The organism is Paenibacillus cookii (genome assembly GCF_018333375.1).
GTDB lineage: Bacteria > Bacillota > Bacilli > Paenibacillales > Paenibacillaceae > Paenibacillus_AQ > Paenibacillus_AQ cookii.
In genome coordinates this window covers 57309-81232 of record NZ_BORW01000024.1, presented here as the reverse complement: position 1 = coordinate 81232, position 23924 = coordinate 57309, and the positions used below count along the sequence as shown (strand labels likewise).

28 protein-coding genes and 1 pseudogene are annotated in these 23924 nt (G+C 53.1%); 25 read left to right on the top strand and 4 right to left on the bottom strand.

Going from position 1 to position 23924, the window contains the following annotated elements:
• Positions 1 to 238 precede the first annotated feature (238 nt).
• A complete protein-coding gene (locus tag KI367_RS27650; RefSeq protein WP_156124683.1) occupies positions 239 to 394 on the top strand; it encodes a DUF4180 domain-containing protein in 156 nt (51 codons plus the stop codon).
• Between the two features lie 187 nt (positions 395 to 581).
• On the opposite strand, the gene KI367_RS19015 is transcribed toward KI367_RS27650, so the two are convergent.
• Positions 582 to 1499, bottom strand: coding sequence for an aldo/keto reductase (locus tag KI367_RS19015; protein WP_212951629.1), 918 nt, complete (start codon positions 1497 to 1499; stop codon positions 582 to 584).
• A 156-nt stretch (positions 1500 to 1655) separates the two neighbouring features.
• The gene (locus tag KI367_RS19010; RefSeq protein ID WP_036713607.1) at positions 1656 to 2237 is read right to left on the bottom strand and encodes a TetR/AcrR family transcriptional regulator; all 582 of its coding nucleotides are present in this window, start codon (positions 2235 to 2237) and stop codon (positions 1656 to 1658) included.
• A gap of 368 nt (positions 2238 to 2605) precedes the next feature.
• Here KI367_RS19010 and KI367_RS19005 point away from each other — a divergent pair, with 368 nt between their 5' ends.
• From KI367_RS19005 to KI367_RS27475, 10 genes and pseudogenes are all read left to right on the top strand, one after another.
• Positions 2606 to 3745: an MFS transporter gene (locus tag KI367_RS19005; protein WP_246537108.1), complete on the top strand. Its 1140-nt coding sequence runs from the start codon at positions 2606 to 2608 to the stop codon at positions 3743 to 3745.
• Between the two features lie 192 nt (positions 3746 to 3937).
• Positions 3938 to 4333, top strand: a complete 396-nt coding sequence (locus KI367_RS19000) for a glyoxalase superfamily protein (protein WP_212951627.1) — start codon at positions 3938 to 3940, stop codon at positions 4331 to 4333.
• Between the two features lie 36 nt (positions 4334 to 4369).
• Positions 4370 to 5053: an HAD family hydrolase gene (locus KI367_RS18995; RefSeq protein ID WP_246537106.1), complete on the top strand. Its 684-nt coding sequence runs from the start codon at positions 4370 to 4372 to the stop codon at positions 5051 to 5053.
• 13 nt (positions 5054 to 5066) lie between these two features.
• Positions 5067 to 5663 carry a GNAT family N-acetyltransferase gene (locus tag KI367_RS18990; protein ID WP_212951626.1) on the top strand — a complete coding sequence of 199 codons (597 nt, stop codon included), beginning with the start codon at positions 5067 to 5069 and terminating at the stop codon, positions 5661 to 5663.
• Positions 5660 to 5956 (top strand): hypothetical protein, encoded by a 297-nt coding sequence (locus KI367_RS18985; protein WP_036713611.1) that lies wholly within the window; start codon positions 5660 to 5662, stop codon positions 5954 to 5956. The genes KI367_RS18990 and KI367_RS18985 overlap by 4 nt, the downstream gene beginning before the upstream one ends.
• Before the next feature lie 46 nt (positions 5957 to 6002).
• Complete coding sequence (locus KI367_RS18980; protein WP_212951624.1) at positions 6003 to 6404, top strand: hypothetical protein; 402 nt, start codon at positions 6003 to 6005, stop codon at positions 6402 to 6404.
• A complete protein-coding gene (locus KI367_RS18975; RefSeq protein ID WP_212951617.1) occupies positions 6394 to 6795 on the top strand; it encodes a DUF6508 domain-containing protein in 402 nt (133 codons plus the stop codon). The genes KI367_RS18980 and KI367_RS18975 overlap by 11 nt, the downstream gene beginning before the upstream one ends.
• Before the next feature lie 24 nt (positions 6796 to 6819).
• Positions 6820 to 7239, top strand: coding sequence for a 2'-5' RNA ligase family protein (locus KI367_RS18970; RefSeq protein ID WP_212951615.1), 420 nt, complete (start codon positions 6820 to 6822; stop codon positions 7237 to 7239).
• Positions 7236 to 7670 (top strand): GNAT family N-acetyltransferase, encoded by a 435-nt coding sequence (locus KI367_RS18965; RefSeq protein ID WP_036713617.1) that lies wholly within the window; start codon positions 7236 to 7238, stop codon positions 7668 to 7670. Before KI367_RS18970 ends, KI367_RS18965 begins: the two co-directional genes overlap by 4 nt.
• A 130-nt stretch (positions 7671 to 7800) precedes the next feature.
• Positions 7801 to 8160 (top strand): annotated as a pseudogene (locus KI367_RS27475) (xanthine dehydrogenase family protein molybdopterin-binding subunit); the annotation flags it as partial.
• A 55-nt stretch (positions 8161 to 8215) separates the two neighbouring features.
• Here KI367_RS27475 and KI367_RS18955 read toward each other — a convergent pair.
• On the bottom strand, positions 8216 to 8854 hold the full coding sequence (locus KI367_RS18955) for an FUSC family protein (protein WP_212951613.1): 639 nt from the start codon (positions 8852 to 8854) through the stop codon (positions 8216 to 8218).
• Between the two features lie 113 nt (positions 8855 to 8967).
• Here KI367_RS18955 and KI367_RS18950 point away from each other — a divergent pair, with 113 nt between their 5' ends.
• From KI367_RS18950 to lepB, 6 genes are all read left to right on the top strand, one after another.
• A complete protein-coding gene (locus tag KI367_RS18950; protein ID WP_212951611.1) occupies positions 8968 to 9519 on the top strand; it encodes a GNAT family N-acetyltransferase in 552 nt (183 codons plus the stop codon).
• A gap of 91 nt (positions 9520 to 9610) precedes the next feature.
• Positions 9611 to 10615, top strand: a complete 1005-nt coding sequence (locus tag KI367_RS18945; RefSeq protein ID WP_212951609.1) for a serine hydrolase domain-containing protein — start codon at positions 9611 to 9613, stop codon at positions 10613 to 10615.
• Between the two features lie 228 nt (positions 10616 to 10843).
• Positions 10844 to 11353, top strand: a complete 510-nt coding sequence (locus KI367_RS18940) for a nucleotidyltransferase domain-containing protein (RefSeq protein WP_212951607.1) — start codon at positions 10844 to 10846, stop codon at positions 11351 to 11353.
• A gap of 92 nt (positions 11354 to 11445) precedes the next feature.
• Positions 11446 to 11853 (top strand): GNAT family N-acetyltransferase, encoded by a 408-nt coding sequence (locus KI367_RS18935; RefSeq protein WP_246537104.1) that lies wholly within the window; start codon positions 11446 to 11448, stop codon positions 11851 to 11853.
• 333 nt (positions 11854 to 12186) lie between these two features.
• Positions 12187 to 12462: a YjcN family protein gene (locus KI367_RS18930; RefSeq protein WP_212951603.1), complete on the top strand. Its 276-nt coding sequence runs from the start codon at positions 12187 to 12189 to the stop codon at positions 12460 to 12462.
• A gap of 53 nt (positions 12463 to 12515) precedes the next feature.
• Entirely contained in the window at positions 12516 to 13187 is a 672-nt protein-coding gene (gene lepB, locus KI367_RS18925; protein ID WP_212951601.1) for a signal peptidase I, read from the top strand.
• A 79-nt stretch (positions 13188 to 13266) separates the two neighbouring features.
• Here the strand turns inward: lepB and KI367_RS18920 are convergent, their stop codons facing one another.
• On the bottom strand, positions 13267 to 14724 hold the full coding sequence (locus tag KI367_RS18920; protein ID WP_246537102.1) for an ATP-binding protein: 1458 nt from the start codon (positions 14722 to 14724) through the stop codon (positions 13267 to 13269).
• A 260-nt stretch (positions 14725 to 14984) separates the two neighbouring features.
• Here KI367_RS18920 and KI367_RS18915 point away from each other — a divergent pair, with 260 nt between their 5' ends.
• From KI367_RS18915 to KI367_RS18880, 8 genes are all read left to right on the top strand, one after another.
• Positions 14985 to 15920, top strand: a complete 936-nt coding sequence (locus KI367_RS18915; RefSeq protein WP_246537100.1) for an aminoglycoside phosphotransferase family protein — start codon at positions 14985 to 14987, stop codon at positions 15918 to 15920.
• Positions 15921 to 15924: 4 nt separating this feature from the next.
• Complete coding sequence (locus KI367_RS18910; protein ID WP_036713631.1) at positions 15925 to 16425, top strand: GNAT family N-acetyltransferase; 501 nt, start codon at positions 15925 to 15927, stop codon at positions 16423 to 16425.
• Between the two features lie 12 nt (positions 16426 to 16437).
• On the top strand, positions 16438 to 17019 hold the full coding sequence (locus KI367_RS18905; RefSeq protein WP_246537099.1) for a histidine phosphatase family protein: 582 nt from the start codon (positions 16438 to 16440) through the stop codon (positions 17017 to 17019).
• A gap of 151 nt (positions 17020 to 17170) precedes the next feature.
• Positions 17171 to 17722, top strand: a complete 552-nt coding sequence (locus KI367_RS18900; RefSeq protein ID WP_197070035.1) for a DUF4269 domain-containing protein — start codon at positions 17171 to 17173, stop codon at positions 17720 to 17722.
• A 150-nt stretch (positions 17723 to 17872) separates the two neighbouring features.
• Positions 17873 to 20194 carry an AraC family transcriptional regulator gene (locus KI367_RS18895; RefSeq protein ID WP_212951598.1) on the top strand — a complete coding sequence of 774 codons (2322 nt, stop codon included), beginning with the start codon at positions 17873 to 17875 and terminating at the stop codon, positions 20192 to 20194.
• Between the two features lie 222 nt (positions 20195 to 20416).
• On the top strand, positions 20417 to 21289 hold the full coding sequence (locus KI367_RS18890) for an ABC transporter permease (RefSeq protein ID WP_036713692.1): 873 nt from the start codon (positions 20417 to 20419) through the stop codon (positions 21287 to 21289).
• A gap of 15 nt (positions 21290 to 21304) precedes the next feature.
• On the top strand, positions 21305 to 22201 hold the full coding sequence (locus tag KI367_RS18885; RefSeq protein ID WP_212951596.1) for a carbohydrate ABC transporter permease: 897 nt from the start codon (positions 21305 to 21307) through the stop codon (positions 22199 to 22201).
• Positions 22202 to 22237: 36 nt separating this feature from the next.
• Positions 22238 to 23914, top strand: coding sequence for an ABC transporter substrate-binding protein (locus KI367_RS18880; protein WP_212951595.1), 1677 nt, complete (start codon positions 22238 to 22240; stop codon positions 23912 to 23914).
• Positions 23915 to 23924: the final 10 nt, after the last annotated feature.

Sequence of the window (23924 nt, the reverse complement as noted above, 5' to 3'; positions counted from 1 at the left end):
TGTGGTAGACTTCACCTTAAGGGTGCTCCTCTCTTTGGGTGATGTGTTCTCGACAAACACCATTCTACCAAAGATTTGAGCACTTTTTCATATTTTCAAAGAGCAGTACTTTCGAAATTCAGGATTACTTCTAACTGTGTTACCTTTAACATAGGTCCTTGCGCCGCAATCCATGCGAAGTTTTTTTATGGAACAAAATTTCCGAGAATCTGCTGTCCTCATATGAAAACGAACTGCGATGGATTCAGGGCATGCGGAAGGAGCTTTCGGAAAAAAAGATACGGCGAAGGATGCTTTATCGGAATCCTTTTTTGAGCTGGGTACCGGCGTAGCGGGCAGTTTCGTTCAAAAATGGGTGACCTATCGCGTCAAAACGGCTGCTGGTTTTACGTGAGTCCCGTCTAACCAGGGCAGGTTTAAGGAATGGAGGCGCGAATGAAACGGCGGCAACGCGTTTCGGGTTTTTGAAACGAGGGAAGAAGCGGAGCTTTGGCTCAGCAAATAGAAAGGGGCGCCGGTCGTTCAAACGGCCCGGGCCCTTTTTTGGTATGGAACATCGCTGGCGGATGCCCTTTCGCGGTTTACGGCAGAATATTTCCGGCCGCGCGGTAAATTTCATACCACTCTTCGCGAGACAACGTGATTTCGCTTGCGTTCACGCAGTCTTTCAGACGTTCAATGTTCATCGTGCCGATGACCGGCTGCATGTTGGCCGGATGGCGCAGCAGCCAGGCGATGGCGATCGTGGTGTTGTTGACGCCGTATTTGGCGGCGATTTCATCGATTTTTTGGTTCAGCTCAGGGAATTTGTCATTGCCAAGGAATACCCCTTCGAAAAATCCGTATTGGAACGGAGACCAAGGCTGAATCGTAATGTCGTGCAAACGGCAGAAGTCGAGAACGCTTCCGTCGCGGTTGACGGCCGATTCGTTTTCCATGTTGACGTTGATGCCGCTGGAGATCATCGTCGCATTCGTGATGCTGAGCTGCAATTGGTTGGCGACGATCGGCTGTTTCACCGCTTTTTTCAGCAGCTGGATCTGCATCGGATTTTGGTTCGATACGCCGAAGTGGCGCACTTTGCCGGAGCTTTCCAGCTGATCGAACGCCTCGGCGACCTCTTCAGGTTCCACGAGCGCATCCGGGCGGTGCAGCAGCAAAACATCCAAATAATCGGTTTTCAGCCGTTTCAAAATGCCGTCGACCGAATCTAAAATATGCTCTTTGGAAAAATCGAACATCCCTGGACGGATGCCGCATTTGGATTGCAAAATGATATTTTCGCGGATGTCGCTGTTCATATGTATGGCGTCCGCAAAAATTTCCTCGCAGGCGCCGCCGCCGTAAATGTCGGCATGGTCGAAGAAATTCGCGCCCAATTCCAGCGCCGTTTGCACGAAACGCTCCGCGCCGGTTTTGTCGAGGGAATTGATGCGCATGCAGCCGACGGCAACGACAGGGACTTCCAGCGTGCTGCTTCCAAGCTTAATCGTTTTCATGAATGCTGTCCTCCAGACTCATAATGGAATGATGTTTCTGCCCCGCGGCGGCGCTGCCGCCGGGAGTTTGCGGTCTTGTATGCGTTTACGCTTGATGGATAAGCAAAGCAGACAGTCTCCAATTCATTTTTGCACGGACCCGGAAAGGATTCAAGTTTATTTTATGAGCGAGAGCATCGTTTCGACGGAATGTTCGACAAAAGCGCGCTCCGGGCGGGCCTTCATGATGACCGTCAGCCCAATCAACGAAACGACCAGCGTTTGGGCCAAAGCTTTGGCATCGAGCCCGGCTTGAAGTTCGCCTGAACGAAGCCCCTTTTCAATCGTCTCCTGAAACATCGCCGCCAGATACATTTCGTGCTCCCTGGTAAGAATTTCGAACTTGGCGTCATGCGGCGCCAGCTCGACCATCGTATTGATGCAGAAACAGCCCCGGTTCCCCGTCCCCGCATATTCTTCTTCCACCAATCCTTCAAAAAAAACGCGGAACGCTTCCTTCACCGACGGATGATGCTGCAGCTTCGCGCGGATGCCGGCGGCGTGGGCTGAAGTATACCTCCGCAAAGCCGCTTCGAAAAGCTCCTTTTTATCCCCGAACGTGGAGTAGATGCTTGGCCGCTGGATTCCCATGGCCGAAGTCAAATCGCTTAACGAGGTCGCTTCGTACCCCTTTTCCCAAAACAGCTGCATGGCCGCGTCCAATGCCTTGTCCACATCAAATTCCCGCTGCCGGACCATAATGGCACCCCATTTCATATCGTTCAGTATAAAATGATTGTAGCCGATCTGATGCTGAAATGTCAAAAGACTTGCCCGTACAGACAGCGTCGAAAAGCGCTAATAACCTTCTATAGAACTGCTTTTCCCGATTTCATCCGTCCATTTTTGGTTCTCCTTCTCTTGACAGTTTGCTTCAAAGGAGGTTATTGTAAGCTCATCATAATATACTGATCGGTATAATATACTTTTCGGTATGAAATAAAAGGAGGCATTTGATGAACACGGAGGTTTTTGAAAAACCAATGGAAGCCCCAGCCGCGCCATCCCGCGAACATGGCGGGGAAGGTGAGGGAGGAAAGAAGCCTGCATTTTCGTTCTCGCGCCGGATGGCTTTGCTGTTTGCCGTGGCCTGCGGGTTATCCGTCGCCAACATTTATTACGCCCAGCCGCTGCTGGATGCTTTGGCCCGCGAATTCGGACTTCCGAATTCTTCCGTCGGCATCGTCATCACGGTAACCCAGCTTTGTTACGCGCTCGGATTGTTTCTGCTTGTCCCGCTGGGGGACCTGCAGAATCGGCGAAAACTCATCCCGGGCATGATGCTGTTATCCGTGATCGCTTTGATCGTGGCCGGTACGGCCGGCAGCACCGCCGTTTTGTTCGCCGGGTTGGCCGTGGTCGGGCTGCTTGCCGTCGTGACGCAAACGCTGGTTGCGTATGCTTCGAGTTTGGCGGCACCTTCCGAACGCGGACAAATCGTCGGTTTGGTGACGAGCGGCGTGGTCATCGGCATTTTGCTCGCCCGTACCTTCGCCGGGGCGTTAACCGATATTGCCGGCTGGCGCTCCGTTTACCTGTCTTCCGCCGCGATGCTGTTCTTCGTGGCCTGCATTCTGCTGCGCTCGCTGCCCCGCGAACATCGGGATCAACCGCGGTTAAACTACGTGCAGCTGCTGCAATCGGTGCTCGCCTTGTTTATGCAGGAGAGGATTTTGCGCATTCGCGCGATATTGGCGCTGCTTATTTTTGCTTCGTTCAGCATTCTGTGGACTTCGCTCGTCCTGCCGCTTAGCCGTCCGCCGCTGTCCCTTTCCCATTCGGCCATCGGCTCGTTCGGGCTCGCAGGGGCCGCAGGGGCGCTTGCTGCGGCAAGGGCAGGCCGCTGGGCCGACATGGGGTTTGGCCAAAAAACGACGGGCATCGCGCTTGGTCTCCTGCTGCTGTCGTGGCTGCCGATCGGATTGCTCCATCGTTCCCTGCTTTTGTTGGTGTTTGGCATCCTTCTTCTGGACATGGCCGTTCAGGCGGTGCACGTCACGAACCAAAGCTTGATTTTTAACGTGCGCCCCGAAGCAAGAAGCCGGTTGACCGCCGGATATATGATTTTTTATTCGATCGGCAGCGCCTTCGGATCCATTGCATCCACGGCGGTGTACTCCTATTTTGGATGGACCGGGGTTTGCACGCTGGGTGCGTCCGTAAGCGCGCTGGCGCTGTTGTTTTGGGCTTGCACACGCCGGGACTAAGCGCGTAAGCAGTCCCCGCCGTGAATGATTCATTTGGACCGGCGGGGATTTTTCATGGAAGAGACAAAATGAACTTCGCAACCACCGATTTAATTTGAGATATTTAGAAAATTGTGGTTTGTTGGTAGAATAAATTCAACCAATGATGACATAGAGTGATTTGCAGATCGAAAGATTTAGGAGGCGGTTGGCGTGCAAGCCCAAGGAATCATTCCGATTTTACGCATATTCGACGAAAGGAAAGCAAAAGAATTTTATATCGATTACCTCGGTTTCAAGCTGGATTGGGGGCACCGGTTCGAACCGAACCTGCCGCTGTATGCGCAAATCTCCTTGCATCAAGCAACCATCCATCTTAGCGAGCATTACGGGGATTGCAGCCCGGGAGCCGCCATCCGCGTCGAAATGAAAGGCATCGAAGCCTTCCAGCGGCAGCTGATCGGCAAGCAGTATCGATACTCCAGGCCCGGTTTGGAGAAAACGCCGTGGCAGACCCTGGAGTGCTGCGTGATCGATCCGTTCGGCAATAAAATCGCGTTTTACGAGCCTGCGGAGCCGAGGATTGCCGGTATTCAGGAGCCCTCGTAGGCGCTTGAACGCAGCCATTTGAAGAGGGAAAGGAACATGCCCATGAAAACGGAAGCCGTTATTTTCGACCTCGACAACACGTTGATTAACCGGAAGCTTGCTTTTCGCGCTTATTCGGAGCATTTTATCGACCGGTTCGCATCCGTCCGGGATGCCCGGCAAAAAGAAGAATTCGTCGAATTCATGCGGGTGTCGGATCGGGACAGCTACCGCGACAAACGGGAAATGGCTCTGGAATGCCTGGCCGCTTTCCCGCTGAAAAATCCGGAAACGACCGCCGAAGAGCTGCTCGACCATTGGTTCGCCGAATTTTACAATTATACCGTTCTGATGGACGGAACCTTGGACGTTTTGGAGCGACTGAAACGGAAAAACATTAAACTCGGCCTGATCACCAACGGTTCGCCGCATGCGCAGCATGCCAAAATCGACAAGGCGCAAATCCGGGAATATTTCGACGTCGTGATCGTATCGGGCGAAGCGGGGTTCCATAAACCGGATAAACGCCTATTTGAGCTGGCCTTAAGCCGGTTGGAAGCCAAACCGGAGAATAGCTGGTATGTCGGCGACCATCCGCGGAACGATGTTTTCGGCGCAACCAGCGCCGGGTTAAAGGCCGTTTGGCTGAGAGGATTTATGGATTGGCATCGCGATCTGGACGAACCTGAGCATCGGATCGACAGCTTGGATGAAATCATCGCGTTGATCGACAAAGCGTAGAAAGGTGATGAGCATGCACCCGCAACCGCACCCGCAACCGCAAAACCCCGGCAACCCGGTATTGGAAACCGAGCGGCTGATATTAAGGAAATTGACGGCAAACGACGCCGGCGACGTGTTCGCCTACTGTTCCGACGAAGAAATTTCGAAATACACCACCTGGTATTCGCATCAGACGATCGAGGATTCCGTGCAGTACGTCGATCGTGTTCTCGGGTTGTACGAACAAAACGATATCGCGCCATGGGGGATCGAAGACAAGGAAACCGGAGCCGTCATCGGCACGGTCGGTTTTGTGTATTGGCATCCCAAGCATGCAAAGGCCGAATTGGCATATGCGCTTTCCAGGGCGCATTGGAACAAAGGGTTGATGAGCGAAGCAGCGGGAAGAATCATCCGCTTCGGATTCGAGGCGATGCAATTGGTGCGGATCGAAGCCCGGTGTCATCTGTCTAACATTGGCTCCAGCCGGGTGATGGAAAAATGCGGAATGGAATTCGAGGGTGTCTTACGAAAAAATATACTCGTAAAAGGCCAATTCGAAGATTTGAAACTTTATGCCGTCATTCATGAAGCGAACGCCAGGGCTCACGAAGGGGGATGGAAATGAAAAAGAAATACGTATTCGCGCTTTTGTTGGTGTTTGCCGCGATTTCGCTTTTAACAGGTTGCGTCCCCGGAGACGGCACGAATACGCCCCAGCATGCCGCAGGTTTTTTCTGGGGAATCTGGCATGGGTGGATCGCGCCTATTTCATTAATTATAGGATTGTTTAAACCCCATATTAGGGTATATGAAATTTATAATTCGGGTTGGTGGTATGATGTCGGATTCTATATTGCGGTGATTAGCGGATTCGGCGGCATTTCCATTTTCCGGAGCAAAAAATCAAACAGGGATTAAGCCATAAGCCTTATAACGATGGCAACGCGGATGCACATGGGATAGAATGGCAGGCAAGCTGAGCAGAAAGGTAATTTCCGTTAAGAATGGAGCGCAAGCCAGTGGTCTTTTTCAACTTTTATTGGATGATAATCTTCGCTGCGGTTATCCTTTCGGTGACCGGTCTTATTTTTCGGAAAAGTGTTTTGCTTTACCTGGCCGCGGTGCTGGTGCTTCCATTAGCTTTATATTTGGCTGCGACGCCGCGGTTTCATTTGTGGGGACTCGCTTTTCCGCTTTTATTCGCAGGTTCGGCCATTTTGATCCAAAGGAAGCGAAGATGGCTTTCGGTTATGCTGTCGGTCCCGGTGTACCTGCTTGTAGCCTGGTTGATGTACACCGTATGGAATCAGTAAATGTCGTGCTTCCAAACGATGACTTAGACTGGAGGAAATGTTATGCCCTATGATGCAACGATCACGTCCGGGGAGCTGGATCGGCTGCTTCCTTTTTTGAATGTTCTTCAAGATCCGAACCAGCCGTTGTCTGCTGTGTCCGGACGTTACCGCTTTGAAACGGAGGTTGTCCGGAATTTTGTGCAAGAGCTGTCCAACACGGGTTTCATGATGGTATTCGATTGGAGTTCGTGGGTCGCGGAGCATGAAATCTATCGAGATATCGACCGGGACATCGAAGACCATTTGATGCAGGCGGATCTGGAGACGCTAAGAAAACTTGTCACAAGTTACGTGCGCGGGGACCGATTTACGGAAGGGGTATGGATACGAGTCCTTGAAAACGGCAAAATGACGCAAATTCTAAAAAGGCTGAAAATGCTTCGGGAAGAGATGCAGGAGTAAGCCAGGGAAAGGTGCGAATCCGATATGTATGCCGTCGTTCTCCGCTTCGATCAACAGACGGAACAAGCGCTGAAACGGATCTGGGAAGAAATGCGTGATCGGGGCATCTCGGGATACGTGGATGAGGTCCCGAACCGGCGGCCGCATTTGACGCTTGCGGATTATTCGAATCTGGATGAGGCCGAGTTCATGGACATGTTTGATCGTTTTTACAACGCAAGGGCGGGCTTTTCGTTAAACTTCGGCATGCTGGGTACGTTTATCGGGTCGGGGACGCTTTTTCTGGCCCCCAATCCGGCCGCCGAGCTGCTGAAATTTCACGCCGAACATCATCGGTATTTTAGCCGGTATGCGGACGAAGCCGTTGATATGAATCTTCATGTAGGAAGAAGACAAGCAAGATTTTACGAAAACAAAAGACAGAAAGCAGGGAAGACATCATGACAGACATTAGACACATTGCCGAATCCGATCTTCCGGCGCTTGCCCGGCTCTACGAAGAACTGATGGGAATTCCGACGAACGGGGACAGGATGCTTCAGGTTTTCCGAAGCGCCGAAAGCAGCGGAAACTATCATATTTTGGGCGCGTTCCATGAAGGGGAGCTCGCCGGATCGCTGATGGGGATCATATGCCTCGACTTTGTCGGAAGCTGCAAACCGTTTATGGTCATCGAAAACGTCATCGTTTCAAGCCGCATTCGCAGGCAGGGCATCGGAAAGAAGCTGATGGAAGCCATCGAGCAAATCGCGAGGGACCATGATTGCGGTTATATCATTTTCGTGTCGGGCGAACAGCGCAAGGAAGCGCACCGGTTTTACGAGAAGCTCGGTTACCGCGACGAACAGGTCGAAGGATTCAGGAAACTGCTGTAGAACTCCTGCCGGCACCGCGTCCGGAAAGGAACATCCCCCAATCATTCAGATATATCGGCCACTCGTTTCCCATATACATAGCTGTGGAAAATGAATTTATACGCCCATTCAAGGTCCAAGGAGGGGAGCCATGAGCGGTTCAGCAATCGGAAAAACCGTTCCGAGAAAGGAATCATGGCAAAAAGCGACCGGAACGGCCCGTTATGTGAACGATATCGCAAGACCGGGGATGTTGTATGCGAAACTCGCGGTCAGTCCCCATGCCCATGCCAAAATCAACTCGATCGATACCTCGCAGGCCTTAAGCATTCCCGGCGTACGAGCGGTCGTGACAGGGCGGCATTTTCCGGTGTTGACCGGGTCTCCGCTCGAAGACCGGCCGCCGCTCGCCATCGACAAAGTCAGATATTACGGCGAGCCGGTGGCTTTGGTCGTCGCCGACTCGGAATATGTCGCCCAAATGGCCGCTTTGCGGATTCAAGCCGAATATGAACCTCTGCCCATCGTACATTCCCCGAGCCAAGCCTACCCCAAAGACGCCCCGCTTATCCACGAACGTCTCGCAACTTACCCTGGAATTGAAACATGGTCTGCAGCTTGGCTTCCACCGTTTTTCCTTGGCTTGCCGGGCAGCCATGCCGTACCCAGTCGGCCGTTTGATAAAATTGGCGGGTTAAACGCTCCGCAAAACGCGTCATTTTTTGTTTGGCCGTCGGGATGGAATCGGGAGGAAACAACAGCGCGTGAATAAGAACCGCAACGACGGCACCCACCACGGTATCGCGCACGCGGTAAAAGGGATAGCTCGGCATTTTGCTTTGAAAATACAATACCAGCAAAATGCTGAGCGCAATTTGGACCGTCAAGGCATGATCCCTGTTCAGCCTCTTGACGATGGCGGCCCCAAGCAGCACCAACAGCCCGATGCTCCATCCGCTTAAGCCGACATAAGGCGTGATGCATGCGGTCGCCGCAACGCCAGCGATCGTTCCGATGATACGCTGCCAGGCAAATCGCAGGGATTGGCTGACCGTAATTTGAAAACATAAGATAGCCGTCAGCGGGGCCAAGTAAGGATGGTTGGACCCGGCCCATTCGGCGGCTTCCCATGACAGCGCCGCAGCTAACGGCATTTTCCATACCGTGCCATTATTTTTAATGATATCCGTTAATTTGCTTTTCACTAGGCTGGACTCCGTTTTATAATTGTTTAGGTTATTGTTGCCGCAGATGGAAACCGATCATTCGCCGGCATCGTTCTTTTGAAGAACATTTTGCAAGCTGGAGGGGATAAGGGATGGAAGGGCTGCTTGAAACCCGATTGACCGGGGAACGTATCCTGCTTCGACCCGTACGGGAAAACGAATTGGATGCTTATTTCGGGCTATTGCAGGAGCCTGAGGCGATGAGATTGACCGGAACGCAGGAGCGTTTCACCAAGGAATCCACGTCGGCATGGCTGCAAAAGATCGGCCGCGTTCACGAGGATCGCGTCGATTTGATGATCGCCTTAAAGGAAACGGATGAATTGATCGGGGAGGTCGTTCTGAACGAAATCGATCCGGTCAATCGCTGCGCCAACATACGCATCATGGTTTCCGGGCGCCACAGCGATCGAGGGTACGGTTCGGAAGCGATGCGGTTGATGCTCAGGCACGGTTTTGAAGATTTGAACCTGCACCGGATCGAGCTCGGAGTGTATGCGTTTAATCCGAGGGCCGTTCATGTGTATGAGAAGCTGGGTTTTAGCCGGGAAGGCGTGAAGCGGGATGCGCTTTATCTTGATGGCCGGTTTCATGACATGATTTTGATGGCGCTTTTGGAAGAGGAATTTCGGGCGCGTTCCTAATGATATGTAAGAGGGGTTCTGAATACCCCGAATGCACGGCTTATGGACATGATCAAAAAGATTCGAATCTCGAATGGAAGACGGTGGCGATATGAAAGGAATCGAGAACGTGCATCAATTCATCGAAGGTTGGGTGGCGGAGAACAAAATACCCGGCGCGGTCATTGACATTCAGGTCAAAGACAAGCTTCAATGGCAAGCCGCTTACGGAACAGCCTCGCGGGATACGATTTTTGACGTGGCCTCGCTAACGAAGGTGGCGGCGACGCTGCCGGCGATCATGACGCTGGTCCAGTCGGGGCGGGTTTCGCTTCAGGACCCGATCCAAACGTATATCCCGGAGTTTCGCCATCCGGATGTGACCATCGAGCACTGTCTAAAACATGTTTCGGGATTGCCTTCCGGCGTTCCGGATTTCAAAGATCGTTACAAACCATTGGACATCCGGCAAATTTTCGAGCTGGAGCTTGAATCCCGCCCCGGCGAGCGTGTGAATTACAGTGATATCGGCATGATTTTGATCGGTTGGATCGTTTCCCGGTTGACGCAGCAGCCGCTGGACGAATGGGCCAGGGAGCATGTTTTTGAACCGCTTGGCATGAAAGACAGTTATTTTAACCCGCCGGAAACCTTACGGGACCGGATCGCCCCAACCGAGTGGGACGGCCAAAAGTACATCCTCGGGGAAGTGCATGACGAAACCTGCTACCGCCTCGGGGGCGTCGCCGGCAGCGCGGGCTTGTTTTCGACGGCGGAGGATTTGGCCCGGTATGCGAAAATATGGCTTTACCCCGAACGGTATTCCCTGCTTTCCAAAGAGACGGTGGATGCATGCTTGAAGCCTGTTTTTCAGGGACGAGGGCTGGGGTGGCAGGTGCAGGGCGCCTCGGATGAAGGGCTGTCATGCGGCCCGAATTGGCCGGAAGGCAGCTTTGGGCATACGGGATTTACGGGGACGAGCATGTGGATCAATCCGGTAGACGAGATGACCGTCGTATTTTTGACGAACGGGGTGCATTTGGGCAGGGAGCATAACGAATTGAGGCATCTGCGGCCGATTTTGCATGAGGCGGCATTGTCGATCGTGAAGCCGTAAGGCCATCAAAAACGTCGCGTATGAACGCGTTTCAGATATTTCGCACGGGCATTTTCATAGCCGGCCTGAAGGCTGCGTTTCCCAAATGAACCGCATGGAAGCATCTTGTGAAAGTGTCTTTATCCCCCAGCGTACACCAAGTATAATATTAGGTAAGAAAGAAAGGGGGCGGTCCTTCTGCCGTTAATACATGAACATAGCGGTTCGGCTTTTGACCCAAGCGGGAAAATGGACGATAAATCAAAAGCCCAGCTGGAAATTTTGCGCGAGATCGCCGCCATCTTTTGTGCTTTGGACCGGCCGTTTTGGCTTCGCGGAGGTTGGGCCATCGACTTTTTGCTGGGCAGCATTACGCGTCCCCATGAGGATCTTGACCTAGTGGCTTTCGTTGAATGCCGGGATCTGCTGGAGCAGAGACTTGCCGATGCCGGTTATGAAAAATTCCCGATCAGCGGAAGACAGACGGATTTTCGGAAAAATGAAACCGATGTCCAGATTTGTTACGTGACCTATACGGAGGACGGCCATATCATCTTGAACGGACTCCCCGAATGGGTATGGCGGACGGATGCGCTGCAGACCGAGACGTTCAGCCTTGGCGGCATCTCGGCACGCGTCCTTCATCCCCGGCAGCTTCTCGAAGAAAAAGAAGTGTATCGGGAGATCGGCAGAATGCCGCGCCCGAAGGACGAGGAAAGCAAAACGGTGTTGCGCGAGTTGATCGGCAGCATGGAGTGACTACGAGACCCGGTCGGAGGGAGATGGATCCAGGCCGGGCCGTTTTATTTTCTGAAATGATAGCGCGCAAAAAGAGAAGGAGAAACATAGGGATGCCAACCGTAACTGTTCGAACGGAAACGCGGGCGGATGCCGAGCAAAACGGTGAGATCGTCGGCCATATTTTATTAAGCAAGGCAAAGGTTGTCAACGGGGACCAACAGACCGGCGTGATTGCGCTGGCTCCGCTCGCCGTCGACCCGAAACATCAGAAACAAGGAATCGGCGGGCTTTTGATCCAGGAAGGTGTGGAACGCTGCCGGCAGATGGGCTATGAGCTCGTGCTGTTAATCGGCCATCCGGCGTATTATCCGAAATTCGGCTTTAAGCCGGCTCGCCCCTTCGGTCTCGAATTAAAGCAATTTGACGTTCCCGATGATGTCTTTATGGTTTGTGAGCTGCAGGACGGCGCGCTCGGCCGGATCCAGGGAGAGCTCATATACCCCGAGGCGTTTTTATGATCGCTTACAATATTTGCATGGATATTGCGTCCGGAAAACCGCGGCGTCGCCTGCAATATACCGGAAAGCATCGAAAAAATCTTGTACGATGACCGCTGCTACGAGCATATCTGCGAGTATCGCAACGGGGAACTGGTGCGACACGAATCCGTGCCGATCGAGCCGGACATCGAACGGGTCACCGACCCCGGCAGAGCTTGCGGCGTTTTTATTGAACAGGAAGAAGTGCCTTTCCTATTCGTGAATCGAAGATTATGCGAATTGCGATACAAGCGGGAGCGGAAAGCGATAAACAATGCCCGTACACCCCTAAAAAAGGAGGCCCACCCCATCATGAAGAAAAAGAAATGGTGGATCGCGATCATCGCGGTTGCCGTGCTCTACATTGTCTTTTTCCCGTCCCCTTCGCCCGAACTCGCCGTCCGCAAGCATTTGCTGTTATCGTTTCATCCCATGATGGCCTGTTTGGAGCCGATCCAAGAGGGAAACATCAAAAACGATCCCCGATACGGCGATCTTTACCTCGTGGATGCGTCATCCAGGCCTTTCGTATACGTCAAAAAATCCGCGTTGGGCTGGAGAGTTTCATCGGCCGGAACGGGGCCGTAAATCCAAGCGGGCGTCAAACTGCGTTTGATCCGAACTTACGGGCGAGGTGACCCATGAAAAAAGCGGTACGATATGCCGCGCTGTTCATCCTGCTGCTCGCAGGATGCCAAGACGAGGAAGGCCCGCCCCTCAAGGACGAAGCCGCCGTTCCCGATATTCCCGCGGCAGAGATGAAGGACGGATATATCATCTATCACCATCGTTATGATAACATGGACCGCGGCCATCATGATTTCGAGGCGCGGACCGTCATCGATCCCAATTATTACGAGCAGCATCCTTACAAAAGGGGAGAGATCGTATACTTTCAACCCCCGGACTTCGATCATGCCAAATACCCGCGGGTTACGCTTGAAACATGGAGCATTTCGCGAATCGTGGCCCTGCCGGGAGAAACGGTCGAAATCAAATCGGGGCAAATATACATCGACCAGCGCAGTCTCGAGTCCTTTTACGGAAGAGCCCACCGGCTGGGCTCCGATATTGAAGGGTTGAAAAAGGCGCTGGAACAAAATCCGGATGATCCAATGAGGCAAAATCTCGAACATGCGATCAAGGATCTGGCGTCGAATCAGCTGGACGCCTTGCGCGTTCCGGATGGGCATGTATTCGTGATTGGCGACGATTGGTTCCGAAGCTTCGACAGCCGGCATTTCGGCCCTTTGCCGATCGGTTCGATCCAAGGGAAGGTGCTTGGGTACCCGGCTGATCCGCCGGCAAAATAAGCTTCGTGCCTGACTTTCGATATAACGAATAAGCAGTCCTTATTTCAGCAAGGACTGCTTATCCTGATCGTATTGCAAGCTATGTATGTTCCGGTTTCATCGTTTTTGGCAGCTTCACCGTAAAGGCCGTCCCTTGTCCGGGTTCGCTTTCGATCTGAATGGAGCCGCCGTGGTTATGTATAATGTTTTGCGTAATCATAAAACCGAGTCCCGTTCCCGTGTCCTTCGTGGTAAAAAAAGGCTGCCCAAGCTTCTGAACCTGCTCCGGCGTCATGCCGCTGCCCTCATCCTGGACGCGGATCCACACCTCTTGCTCCGTGGAATCGACGGACACGAGAATGGTTCCGCTGGAGTCCATGGCATCCATGCCGTTTTTGAGCAAATTGATGAACACCTGTTTGAGCTGATTGGTCTCCCCGACGATCCACTGCGGTACATCGGCGCGTTCAAGCGTGATTTCGATGTTTTTTAACGCCGCCTGAACATTCATTAACGTAATCACTTGCTCCAACATCGGCAGAACGTTGATCGGCTTGCTGACATGTTTCCCTTGAGGTTTGGATAAAACGAGCAGCTCGTTGACGATCAGTTCGATCCGCTTCAGTTCCGACTCGATAATCTCATAATACGTTTCGGGGCTGCGCTTGGAGGATCGGATCAGCTTCATGAAGCCGTTGATCGACGTCAGCGGGTTCCGGATTTCATGGGCGATGCCCGCAGCCAACTGCCCGGCCATCGTCAGTTTTTCGGACTGCATCATATATTCTTCCCGCTGTTTTTGATCCGTGATGTCCTTAAATACGTTGACGGCGGCATGTTCCCCTTCATAATTGATGATAAGCGTGAACCCTTCCACGTATTTTTGACGCCCATCCATGCAATTGATGAGATAAACAATGGGGTTTAGCGCTTTTTTTACATCATAGATCTTCCGCCGTTCTTCAAGCGCCGTGTGATAGGTCGCATCGACGACCATGTTGGTCGATAAGCCGAGCGCTTCGCTTCGGTCTTGGGCGTGCACCAGCCGGAGGGCAGCGGGATTGGCGTATTGAATGATCCCTTTTTTGGTGATCAAAACGGCAAGCGGCATTTTTTCCAGCAGTTCGTGGTAAGAATTGTGGATATCCGTCAGCGCGAATTCCGTGGATTTCAGTTTCTCTTCGATTTCAAGCAGCGGGGTTCGGTTTTCAAACTGGACCAAATAGTGGAGCGGAAGCGCATCTTTGTCGCGGATGAGCGAGACATGGATGGTGACCGTTAACCGTCGGCCGGAGACTTGGTCGAGCGGGCGCTCGAACCGGCCTGAAATGTTCCGTTCGTTTGCAAGCGATTCGCCGAAGCGTCGGATGTCAGCCAAAAGATCTTTGTAGGTATGGTCCAGGGGAGCGGTGGAATCGATGTCGTGCTGCGGATGTCCCAATAGATCGCATAACGCGGGATTGACCATGATGAAGGTTCCGTGAAGCGATATGAGAGCCATTCCAAGAGCAGCGTGCCGAAAGATGAGATCATCATTTTGGACATGATCACGTAGCACTACAAATCTCCTCTCTTTTTTTCCAGTTTTTTGTCGGATTGTAACCATATTATAAGCATGATCCGGAACGGTCTTCAATGGAAGATTCAAAAATTGCTAAGAATTGTAGAATTTATCGAGGTTAAGTTTTGTCATAGGTTAAGAGAGGATTCTAAGGGCCATCGTCGAATGAAGCAGGACAACGGGGGTTCGCAAAACGGAATGAACCGCTAGCGGCATTTCGAGGGGCATCAACCGGTGCCGTTAAGGAGGGGGATAACTTGGCAGACGAGGCGACAGAATTGCGGGCGCGAATCGAACGGATTCCGCTGCTTGCAGGCGGCGAGCCGAAACTCATTGCCAAAGGCTTTTCCGAAGATCGGAAATATGCCGTCACGAAGGGGGACGAAACTTTTCTGCTGCGGGTTTTTGAACTGGACCGATATCCGCGCAAGGAAATGGAGTTCAGGGCGCTGGAGCGAATGAAGCAGGAAAACGTGCTCTGTTCAAGGCCTTTGGAACTGGGGCGCTGGGAAGAAGCGCAGCAGGGATACATGATACTAACGTATATCGAGGGCGAAGAGGCAGCGGAAGCAATTCAAGCCTTTCCGGACGAAATCCAATATACGATCGGTTTGGAGGCGGGAGCCGAACTGCTCAAAATCCATCGATATGAGGCGCCGGACACGGTTGGGCCTTGGCATGAACGGCAAACGAAGAAACATGGGCGGAATAAAGAGCAGTATCTGAACAGCGGCATGCGATTTCGGGGGGATGAACGGCTGCTGGCGTTTGTCGAAGAACATCTGGATGCCATGAAAGACCGTCCGAACCGGTTCCAGCACGACGACTTCCATCTGGCAAACCTGGTCGTCAAGGACGGGCATTTATCGGGCGTGATTGATTTTAACCGCTGCGATTGGGGAGATCCGATCCATGATTTTTTGAAAATCGGTTTTTTCTCCGCGGACATCAGCGCTGCCTTTGCCGTCGGGCAAATCCACGGATATCACCAGGGCCGGGAGCCGGACGCCGAATTTTGGCGGCTGTACTCCTTTTATTTGGCGATGAATCTGGCAGGTTCGGTGGCATGGACGCTGAAGGTCTACCCGGAGGGGCTCGGCGATATGCTGGCGAGGATCGATCGGGTTTTGGAGGATCATCGTTATTTTGAAACGACGGTTCCCGCTTGGTACGCAAACTATACAAGAAAGTAGGCATATGGATCAGATGATAACGGTTCATGAAGCGGCGTATGCCGATAAATCGACGCTCCGAAACCTGCTGGAGCTGTACAAGTATGATTTCAGCGAGTTCGATCCGGAGGACGACCTGAACGAAAACGGCCTGTATGAGTACATGTATCTGGATCATTATTGGACCGAGGAAGGAAGGCATCCTTTTTTGTTCCGCGTTGGCGGGAAACTGGCGGGATTTGCTTTGGTTCGTCGGCTGGATATGCAGAATGAGTTTCCCGTTTACGAAATGGCCGAATTTTTTATTTTGAAAAAATATCGCCGCTCGGGCGCGGGGCAGCAGGCGGCATTTGAATTGTTCGATCGATTGCCCGGGAAATGGAAGGTTGCCGAAATGGAAACGAACGTACCTGCGCAGCGGTTCTGGCGCAAAGTCATCGAACAGTACACAGACGGGCAGTTTGAGGAGATCAGGGAAGAGGGCTGGGACGGTCCGATTCAAGTGTTTGTTGCGGCCAAACGGTAAAATTCATAGGGGGTGGCACCCATTCAGACGGTCATCTTTATGGTCAGGCATGCGGAATCGCAGTATATACCGGGCCAGGAAAAGGCCAGGGGAATATCGGAAAAAGGCAGGCAGGATGCGGTAAAGGTAAAAGATCTGCTGCTGCCGGAAGGGATCGACGCGTTTTTTTCGAGTCCGTATCAGCGGGCGGTCCAAACCTTGGAGCCTGCTGCACGGGCGGCCGGAAAAGAAATCGCGATCATCGACGAGCTGAGAGAACGTACGCTTGCGGCGGATCATGTGCAAATCCCCAGCGAACAGTTTGCCGATTTTAAAAAGCGGTTGTACAATGACTTCCGGCATGCGTTTCCGGGAGGGGAATCGAGCGAAGAAGCGCAGCGCAGAGGTACGGAAGCCTTTATGCAGCTTCTTCGGCGGCATCCCGGCAAGAAATTGGCGTTAGGCACGCACGGGGACATCATGACGCTGATCTTGAACTTTTTTGACCCGAAATTCGGTTATGCATTTTGGAGATCGATTTCGATGCCGGACGTCTATAAACTGGTGTTTGAAGACCGGGCGCTCCAAGCCGTGACGAGATGTTGGCCGGACTGATCCGCACGCCCGGATCGAAGGAGGACTTGGATGAACGTCTTGAAGCGGGATTACGTGCAGGAAGCGCTGGATCGGGACCGGCAACGGAAGGCGGAAAGGAAGGATCGCGATCGATACCCGGAATAGTCAACCTTTTATGGACATTTCATACTTGAAAACAGGAAACGCGAAGCAGCGGGAGGCCTTTGCGGCGCTCGACCGGCTGGGCATTTTCAGAACATTGGCGGCATTCAGCCCGGTCCTCGCCGGAACCGTTCCGATCGATATCGATGTCGAAGACAGCGATTTGGATATCATTTGCGAGATGCGGGAACCGGAGGCGCTGGAGCAGGTTTTGATCCCGGCATACGGCGCGCTGGAGCGTTTTGCGTTAAGCCGGGAACGCATGCATGGCGACAGGGTCATCGTGTGCAACTTCCGGTTCGGTCCGTGGCCCGTCGAGATATTTGCCCAAAACCGGCAGGTGACGCAGCAGAACGCCTATAAACATATGGTCGTCGAAGACCGGATATTGAAGCGGCTAGGACCCGTATTTCGCGACAACGTCAGAAAATTAAAAAGCAGCGGCGTCAAAACCGAACCCGCCTTTGCGAGGCTGCTGGGCCTCGAAGGAGATCCGTATCAGCGCCTGCTTGACATGCATGATTGGGACGAGGAAAAGCTGGGGCTGTTCCTTGTTCAACAAGGGTTCGAACCCGCATAGGGAGAAGCCGTGCCGGAAAACTTACAGTCCGGCCGGCTTCTTTTTTTGATGAATGCGTTTTCAAATGATCTGCCGCATTCTATAATCGTTAAGGTAAACGGCCGCTGCTTGCGGCCGGCATGATCCGTAAAACAGATCCAAAGGTGGGATATGCCTGTGAATGCTTCCAGTGAACGCGCGACGTTGATCCTTCGATTTTTTGTTCCATATGTGCTTATATTGCTCGGGTCTCTGCTTGCGGGGTGGTTCGCCTACCATAAAACGTCGTCGCTCGTGGAATCCGAAACGATGAAAAGCAATGCGGCGGCGCTCGGCCAAATCCGCGAGGCGCTTGACGGCCGTTTTGCCGAAGTGGAGACGATTGCGCAGCAGATGGCCAGCGAGTCCAAAATCCAGTCCTTTCAGTTCGTCAAAGCCCCGTTCGAGCAAACGAATCCTTTCCGGCTCTGGGACCTGGAAAAAAGCTTGTTCGATTACCGGATAACCAACCATTTTATCATCGATTATTTTATCGCGTACAAAAACAGCGGCATGTTCATTTCGCCCCGCAAGGTGTACGACGCCAAGCAGTTCTACGGCCTGCAGCTGCGTTATGACGGCAAATCCTACGAGGAGTGGCGCGACGAGCTTTTCGGGCGGTATTATTACAAAACCTATAAGCCTGGCAGGCAGGTTTGGTATGAAGGAAAACCGTATTCGGTCGTGAGCTATATGCAGTCCTTCGGCACGAAAGACGGCGGAGGCGTCATTGCCGTGCTGATCGACAACAAGCAAATTCAAGAGATGCTGCGGCATATCGATGCCGAGCAGGGAGGGTTTGCTTATGTTGCGGACCAAAACGGCAACCTGATCAGTTACGTGGGCATGGATCCGTCGACCGCAAACATGAAAGCGCTTCCTGTTAAAGAAGGTTTTTCCTTATTTGATTGGAACGGGAAAAAGATGCTGATCACGCAAACGACTTCCCAGTACAACGGGTGGACCTACGTATCCGCCCAACCGGAGACGGTCGTGCTTGCCAAGGCCAATTACATCAAAGAGCTGACGTTAACCGTATTTATGCTGGCGTTGGGCGCAGGGCTCGCCGTTGCGGCTTTGCTGGCCTACCGGAGCAGCAGGCCCGTGTTTAAACTGCTGCAGCTGCTGCCGCTGAAACCCGGGGGCCGCAAAAACCGCCCGTTCGGCAACCTGATGGACGACATCCGCAGCTCCGTTTCCGCGCTGGTCGAAAGCCATGGCGAGCTGAGCAGCAGGCTCGAGGCGCAAGTCCCTTTGCTTCGCAGCGTGTTTTTTGATCGTCTGCTTCAGGGCGGGTATACGTCCGTGGGCGAGGTCGAAGCCGCCATGGAGCATGCCCGGATGGAGCTGAGGAGCGGATATTTCGCCGTGTCCGCCATCCAAATTCGGGGCTACCATGCTCCGTACAACGAGGAGATGCTGACGGAGCTGGACATTGTGAAACTGAACATCCGGGACGCCATCCCACCGATCGGGCCGGGGGTGCAGATCTCGGCTCAGGCGCATGATTTGGGCGAAAACAAACTGGTTTTGCTCGTTCACGGGGAAGGCGAAACGCCGGACGATTTTATGCAAGGGGTCCAACGGCTGGTGGCGCAATTGCATGATCATGTGAAGCAAACCAGCCATTCCGGGCTTTGGATTGCCGTGGGCACGTGCCAGACGAGATTGACCGAAGTTTATCGTTCCCTCGGCGAAGCGGAGTTTCTTCTAGTGAACGCGGCCTGGAGCGATCGGCAGCCGATTTTGTTTTATGAGGAAGCGGAAGTGCCGCCGCCCGTTTATTTTTACCCTTCCGACGTGGAACAGCGGTTGATCCAGCTGGTGCGGTCGGGCAACGAGCCGGAGACGGCCCGGCTGATCGGGGAAATCCGGGAGAAAAACGAAGGCAGCGGTCCGCTGCCCGTCGTCGCCCACAAGCTGCTGGCCCAGGAGCTGAGCGGAACGCTGATGAAATGCTGCGAGCCTTCCTTCGCAAACCGGGATGCGTTGACCGACGAGATGAAGGTGGTGCTGGAAGTTTCCGATCCCGCATGGTCGCCTGACGAAGCCGTCCAAAAGCTTTTTCAAGCCCTGATGCAGCTGTGCCGCAAGCATGAGGAACAAAAACGGAGCCATAACGATACGCTGGCGGCCAAGCTGATGGAATATATCGACAGCCATTTCCCGGATCCGGATTTAAGCCTTGCGGTACTCGCGAGGGAAGCCCGGAATTCGGAAGCGTACGTGTCTTATTTTTTCAAAGAGCAGACCGGAATGAACTTTTCCGATTATTTGGAGCATGTCCGCATGGAAGAGGCCAAACGGCTGCTCGTCGGCAGCGCCCTTCCCGTCAGCGAAATTGCGGTCCGGACCGGGTATTTGTCGCTGAACTCGTTCAGCAGGGCGTTCAAACGGGCCAACGGCGTAAGCGCCACCGAATACCGCAAAATTTCCCGGCCTCGTGAAGCGTAAGGGCCTATACGGCGGCCGCACGCAGCCTTTTCTTAAAAAACGAATACCGCCGGGAAAACGGAATAATGCCTTTTCTAAAGCCCGGCATAACCGCCAAAACATGCAGATTTACGCAATGAAGCGCTTTCAAGCAAGCTGTGATCACCGGCCGGATTTTTCCATCCAAACCAAAGGGGGGTGACCAAGCTGAATCTTTGGAAAGACATCACGCGCAAATGGCAGCTGTACGCTTTGTTTGCCTTGCCGCTGATTTACATCATCGTATTTAAATACGTGCCTATGTACGGAGCGCAAATCGCGTTTAAGGATTTTAACGTGACGAAAGGCATCACCGGCAGCCCGTGGGTCGGATTCGCGCAGTTCGAGCGTTTTTTCCACTCGCATGAATTTTGGAGGCTGCTGCGGAACACGCTCGTGGTCAGCTTTTACGCGCTGGTCGCAAGTTTTCCGTTCCCGATCATCCTGGCGCTCGGTCTCAATTACGTCAAAAACGAACGCTTCAAAAAGTCGGTCCAAATGATCACGTACGCGCCGTATTTTATCTCGCTGGTCGTGCTGGTGGGCCTTCTGCTGCAGTTCCTCGATCCGCGGACGGGGCTCGTCAATACGCTGCTCGGTTGGTTCGGGCTTGGTCCGTACCATTTTATGGCGCAGGCGTCGTGGTTCAAATCGATTTACGTCTGGTCGCATGTATGGCAAAACACGGGGTTTGCCTGCATCATTTATTTGGCGGCGCTGTCCGGCATCGACCCGGCGCTGCATGAAGCGGCCGTCATGGACGGAGCGACCAAGGTTCAGCGGATGCGTCATATCGATTTGCCCGGCATTCTTCCGATCGCCGTCATTTTGCTCATCTTGAACACGGGGCAAATGCTGGAGACCGGCTTCGAGAAAATTTTGCTGATGCAAAACCCGCTCAATCTGCGCACCTCGGAAGTGATCGACACATACGTCTATAAGGTCGGGCTTGTCTCGCAGGCGATGAATTTCTCTTATGCGACGGCCATCGGCCTGTTCAAAGCGGTGATCGGATTCATCCTGCTGATCATCGTCAATCAGACGGCGAAGCAATTGAAGCAGGAAAGCTTATGGTAGAAAGGCGGCGGAACTATGCATGCAATGAAAATAAAGGAAGCCGGCGCTGACCGTCTGTTTACGATCGTGAATTTTTGCGTGTTGACGCTTGTCATGCTGATCGTGCTGTACCCGCTTGCGTATGTTGTAAGCGCTTCATTCAGCTCGAGCAGCGCCGTGTTGTCGGGACGGGTATGGTTATGGCCGGTCGAACCGACGCTGGATGGCTACCGGGCCGTGTTCAAAAACACGATGGTCGTGCGCGGCTTCATGAACACGATTTTTTATACGGTGGCGGGAACGGGCATCAATTTGCTGTTTACAGTTTTGGCGGCGTATCCGCTGTCCAGGGGCGATTTTCGCGGGCGGAACATGTTCATGCTGCTGTTCGTGTTTACGATGATGTTCAGCGGGGGGCTGATCCCGACGTACCTGCTCGTCAAAGATTTGGGCATGATCGACACCGTGTGGTCCATGCTGATCCCGGGGGCGCTGTCCGTCTGGAACGTCATCATCATGCGCACCTATTTCCAAACGACGATCCCCGGCGAATTGCTGGAGGCCTCCCAGCTGGACGGCTGTTCTGACTTTCGTTTTTTGCTCCGGATCGTGCTACCGCTTTCGGGGCCGATTCTGGCGGTCATCGCTTTGTTTTATGCCGTGGGGCATTGGAACCAGTATTTTAACGCGATGATCTTTCTCAAAAGGGCGGAGCTATATCCGCTGCAATTGATCCTTCGGGACATTCTCGTCCAAAACGAGATCAATATCGATATGCTCGGGGACGCCAAAACGGCCGCTGCGCGGCAGGGACTGCGGGAGCTGCTCAAATATTCGCTGATCGTCGTCACATCGGTGCCGCTTCTGGTGGTGTACCCGTTCGTGCAGAAGTTTTTCGTGAAAGGCGTCATGATCGGTTCATTAAAAGGATAAGACGGAAGCCAAAATTGAAATCGATGGAGGGGCGTTATGTATAAAAAGCTGAATAAAATCGCGGGGATCGTCATGGCCGCCGGCATGCTGCTCGCAGGCTGCTCCGGGGGCGCGAAAGAGGAGGGCGCGGATACGATAGGAAGCAACCCGCCCGCTGCGGGCACTGTGGAGCTGACGCCGCCGGGGACTTATCCGCTCGTTAAAGAAAAAACAACGCTGAAAATCATGGTCCGCGGCAACCCGCTGGTGGAAAATTTCGAAACGAACGAGTTCACCAAATGGTATGAGGAAAAAACGAACGTCCATATCGAATGGGAGGTCGTTCCGGAACAAAGCATGCAGGAAAAGCTGAATCTCGTGCTGGCGAGCGAAGATTATCCCGACGTCATCATGGGCCTGAACGTCTCGCCGACCCAGCAGATGATTTACGGCTCCCAAGGGGCGTTCCTTCCTTTGAACGATTTGATCGAAAAGCAGGGCACCCAGACGAAAAAAATGTTCGCGGACAACCCGGAAATCAAAGAAACGGTCACGGCGATCGACGGCAACATTTATGCGCTTCCCGAGGTCAACGATTGCTACCACTGCTCGATGAGCCAAAAAATGTGGATCTATGAGCCGTGGCTCAAGAAATTGGGGCTCGAGATGCCGAAAACGACCGACGACCTCTACAACGTGCTGAAGGCTTTTAAGGAAAACGACCCGAACGGCAACGGGAAAAAGGACGAAATCCCGCTGTCCATCACGCAAAAATCATGGCGTTCGACCATCGACGCGTTTCTGATGAACTCTTTTATCTACAATCCGGTGTACGGATCAAGCAGCAAGCATATGTTCATTAAGGACGGCAAACTGGACGTGGCCTTCAATAAGCCGGAATGGCGCGAGGGCTTGCGGTACCTGAACAAACTCTACAAGGAAGGCCTGATTGCGCCGGAATCGTTCACCCAGGACGAAAACCAGCTGATTCAGCAAGGGGAAAATCCGGGTACCGTCATCTTGGGGGCATCCACGGGCGGACATGAAGGCGTATTCACGCAGCTCATGGGAGACAGCGGACGCTGGAAGGAATACAAAGCGGTTCCGCCGTTAAAAGGACCGGGAGGCGTGCAGTATGCCGCCGTCGACACGACGGCTTTGACGCCGGGCGCCTTCATCATCACGAAAAAAGCCAAAAATCCGGAGCTGGCGCTCCGCTGGGCCGACGGGCTGTACGAAAAAGAAATGACGCTGCGGAGCGTGTACGGCCGTCCGGATCAAGAATGGCGCGACGCCAAGGAAGGCGAAATCGGCATCAACGGCAAACCTGCGGTGTGGTCGGAGCTTAAATCCTACGGCACGGTACAAAACGTCAACTGGGCGCAAACCGGCCCGGCGCTGCGTACGAACGATTTCAGATTGTCTGCCGTCGCAAAAGGTGACGACGATTTAGAGGTAATTCTGTACAACGAGACGAAGAATAAATATGAGCCGTATAAACCGAAGGATGTCAGCACGGTGCCGCCGCTGTTCCTGACGAACGAGCAGGCGTCCGAAATCGCCGACCTGGCGAAAACGATCAATGACTACGTGGATGAAATGATCGCCCGCTTCGTCATTGGCGACGCCAGCCTGGATGCGGATTGGGACAGCTACGTCAGCCAGCTCGACGCGATGAACCTGAAGCGATATCTGGAGATTTACCAGACGGCTTACGACGAAAAGAACAAATAATAAACCTAGC

Excerpts from the sequence above, each read along its gene's own strand:
- KI367_RS27650 (WP_156124683.1), top strand. The coding sequence starts at position 239 with ATGGATTCAGGGCATGCGGAAGGAGCTTTCGGAAAAAAAGATACGGCG.
- KI367_RS19015 (WP_212951629.1), bottom strand. The coding sequence starts at position 1,499 with ATGAAAACGATTAAGCTTGGAAGCAGCACGCTGGAAGTCCCTGTCGTT.
- KI367_RS19010 (WP_036713607.1), bottom strand. The coding sequence starts at position 2,237 with ATGGTCCGGCAGCGGGAATTTGATGTGGACAAGGCATTGGACGCGGCC.
- KI367_RS19005 (WP_246537108.1), top strand. The coding sequence starts at position 2,606 with ATGGCTTTGCTGTTTGCCGTGGCCTGCGGGTTATCCGTCGCCAACATT.
- KI367_RS18995 (WP_246537106.1), top strand. The coding sequence starts at position 4,370 with ATGCCCATGAAAACGGAAGCCGTTATTTTCGACCTCGACAACACGTTG.
- KI367_RS18990 (WP_212951626.1), top strand. The coding sequence starts at position 5,067 with ATGCACCCGCAACCGCACCCGCAACCGCAAAACCCCGGCAACCCGGTA.
- KI367_RS18985 (WP_036713611.1), top strand. The coding sequence starts at position 5,660 with ATGAAAAAGAAATACGTATTCGCGCTTTTGTTGGTGTTTGCCGCGATT.
- KI367_RS18980 (WP_212951624.1), top strand. The coding sequence starts at position 6,003 with ATGGCAGGCAAGCTGAGCAGAAAGGTAATTTCCGTTAAGAATGGAGCG.
- KI367_RS18975 (WP_212951617.1), top strand. The coding sequence starts at position 6,394 with ATGCCCTATGATGCAACGATCACGTCCGGGGAGCTGGATCGGCTGCTT.
- KI367_RS18970 (WP_212951615.1), top strand. The coding sequence starts at position 6,820 with ATGTATGCCGTCGTTCTCCGCTTCGATCAACAGACGGAACAAGCGCTG.
- KI367_RS18965 (WP_036713617.1), top strand. The coding sequence starts at position 7,236 with ATGACAGACATTAGACACATTGCCGAATCCGATCTTCCGGCGCTTGCC.
- KI367_RS18950 (WP_212951611.1), top strand. The coding sequence starts at position 8,968 with ATGGAAGGGCTGCTTGAAACCCGATTGACCGGGGAACGTATCCTGCTT.
- KI367_RS18945 (WP_212951609.1), top strand. The coding sequence starts at position 9,611 with ATGAAAGGAATCGAGAACGTGCATCAATTCATCGAAGGTTGGGTGGCG.
- KI367_RS18940 (WP_212951607.1), top strand. The coding sequence starts at position 10,844 with ATGGACGATAAATCAAAAGCCCAGCTGGAAATTTTGCGCGAGATCGCC.
- KI367_RS18935 (WP_246537104.1), top strand. The coding sequence starts at position 11,446 with ATGCCAACCGTAACTGTTCGAACGGAAACGCGGGCGGATGCCGAGCAA.
- KI367_RS18930 (WP_212951603.1), top strand. The coding sequence starts at position 12,187 with ATGAAGAAAAAGAAATGGTGGATCGCGATCATCGCGGTTGCCGTGCTC.
- lepB (WP_212951601.1), top strand. The coding sequence starts at position 12,516 with ATGAAAAAAGCGGTACGATATGCCGCGCTGTTCATCCTGCTGCTCGCA.
- KI367_RS18910 (WP_036713631.1), top strand. The coding sequence starts at position 15,925 with ATGGATCAGATGATAACGGTTCATGAAGCGGCGTATGCCGATAAATCG.
- KI367_RS18895 (WP_212951598.1), top strand. The coding sequence starts at position 17,873 with ATGCCTGTGAATGCTTCCAGTGAACGCGCGACGTTGATCCTTCGATTT.
- KI367_RS18885 (WP_212951596.1), top strand. The coding sequence starts at position 21,305 with ATGCATGCAATGAAAATAAAGGAAGCCGGCGCTGACCGTCTGTTTACG.
- KI367_RS18880 (WP_212951595.1), top strand. The coding sequence starts at position 22,238 with ATGTATAAAAAGCTGAATAAAATCGCGGGGATCGTCATGGCCGCCGGC.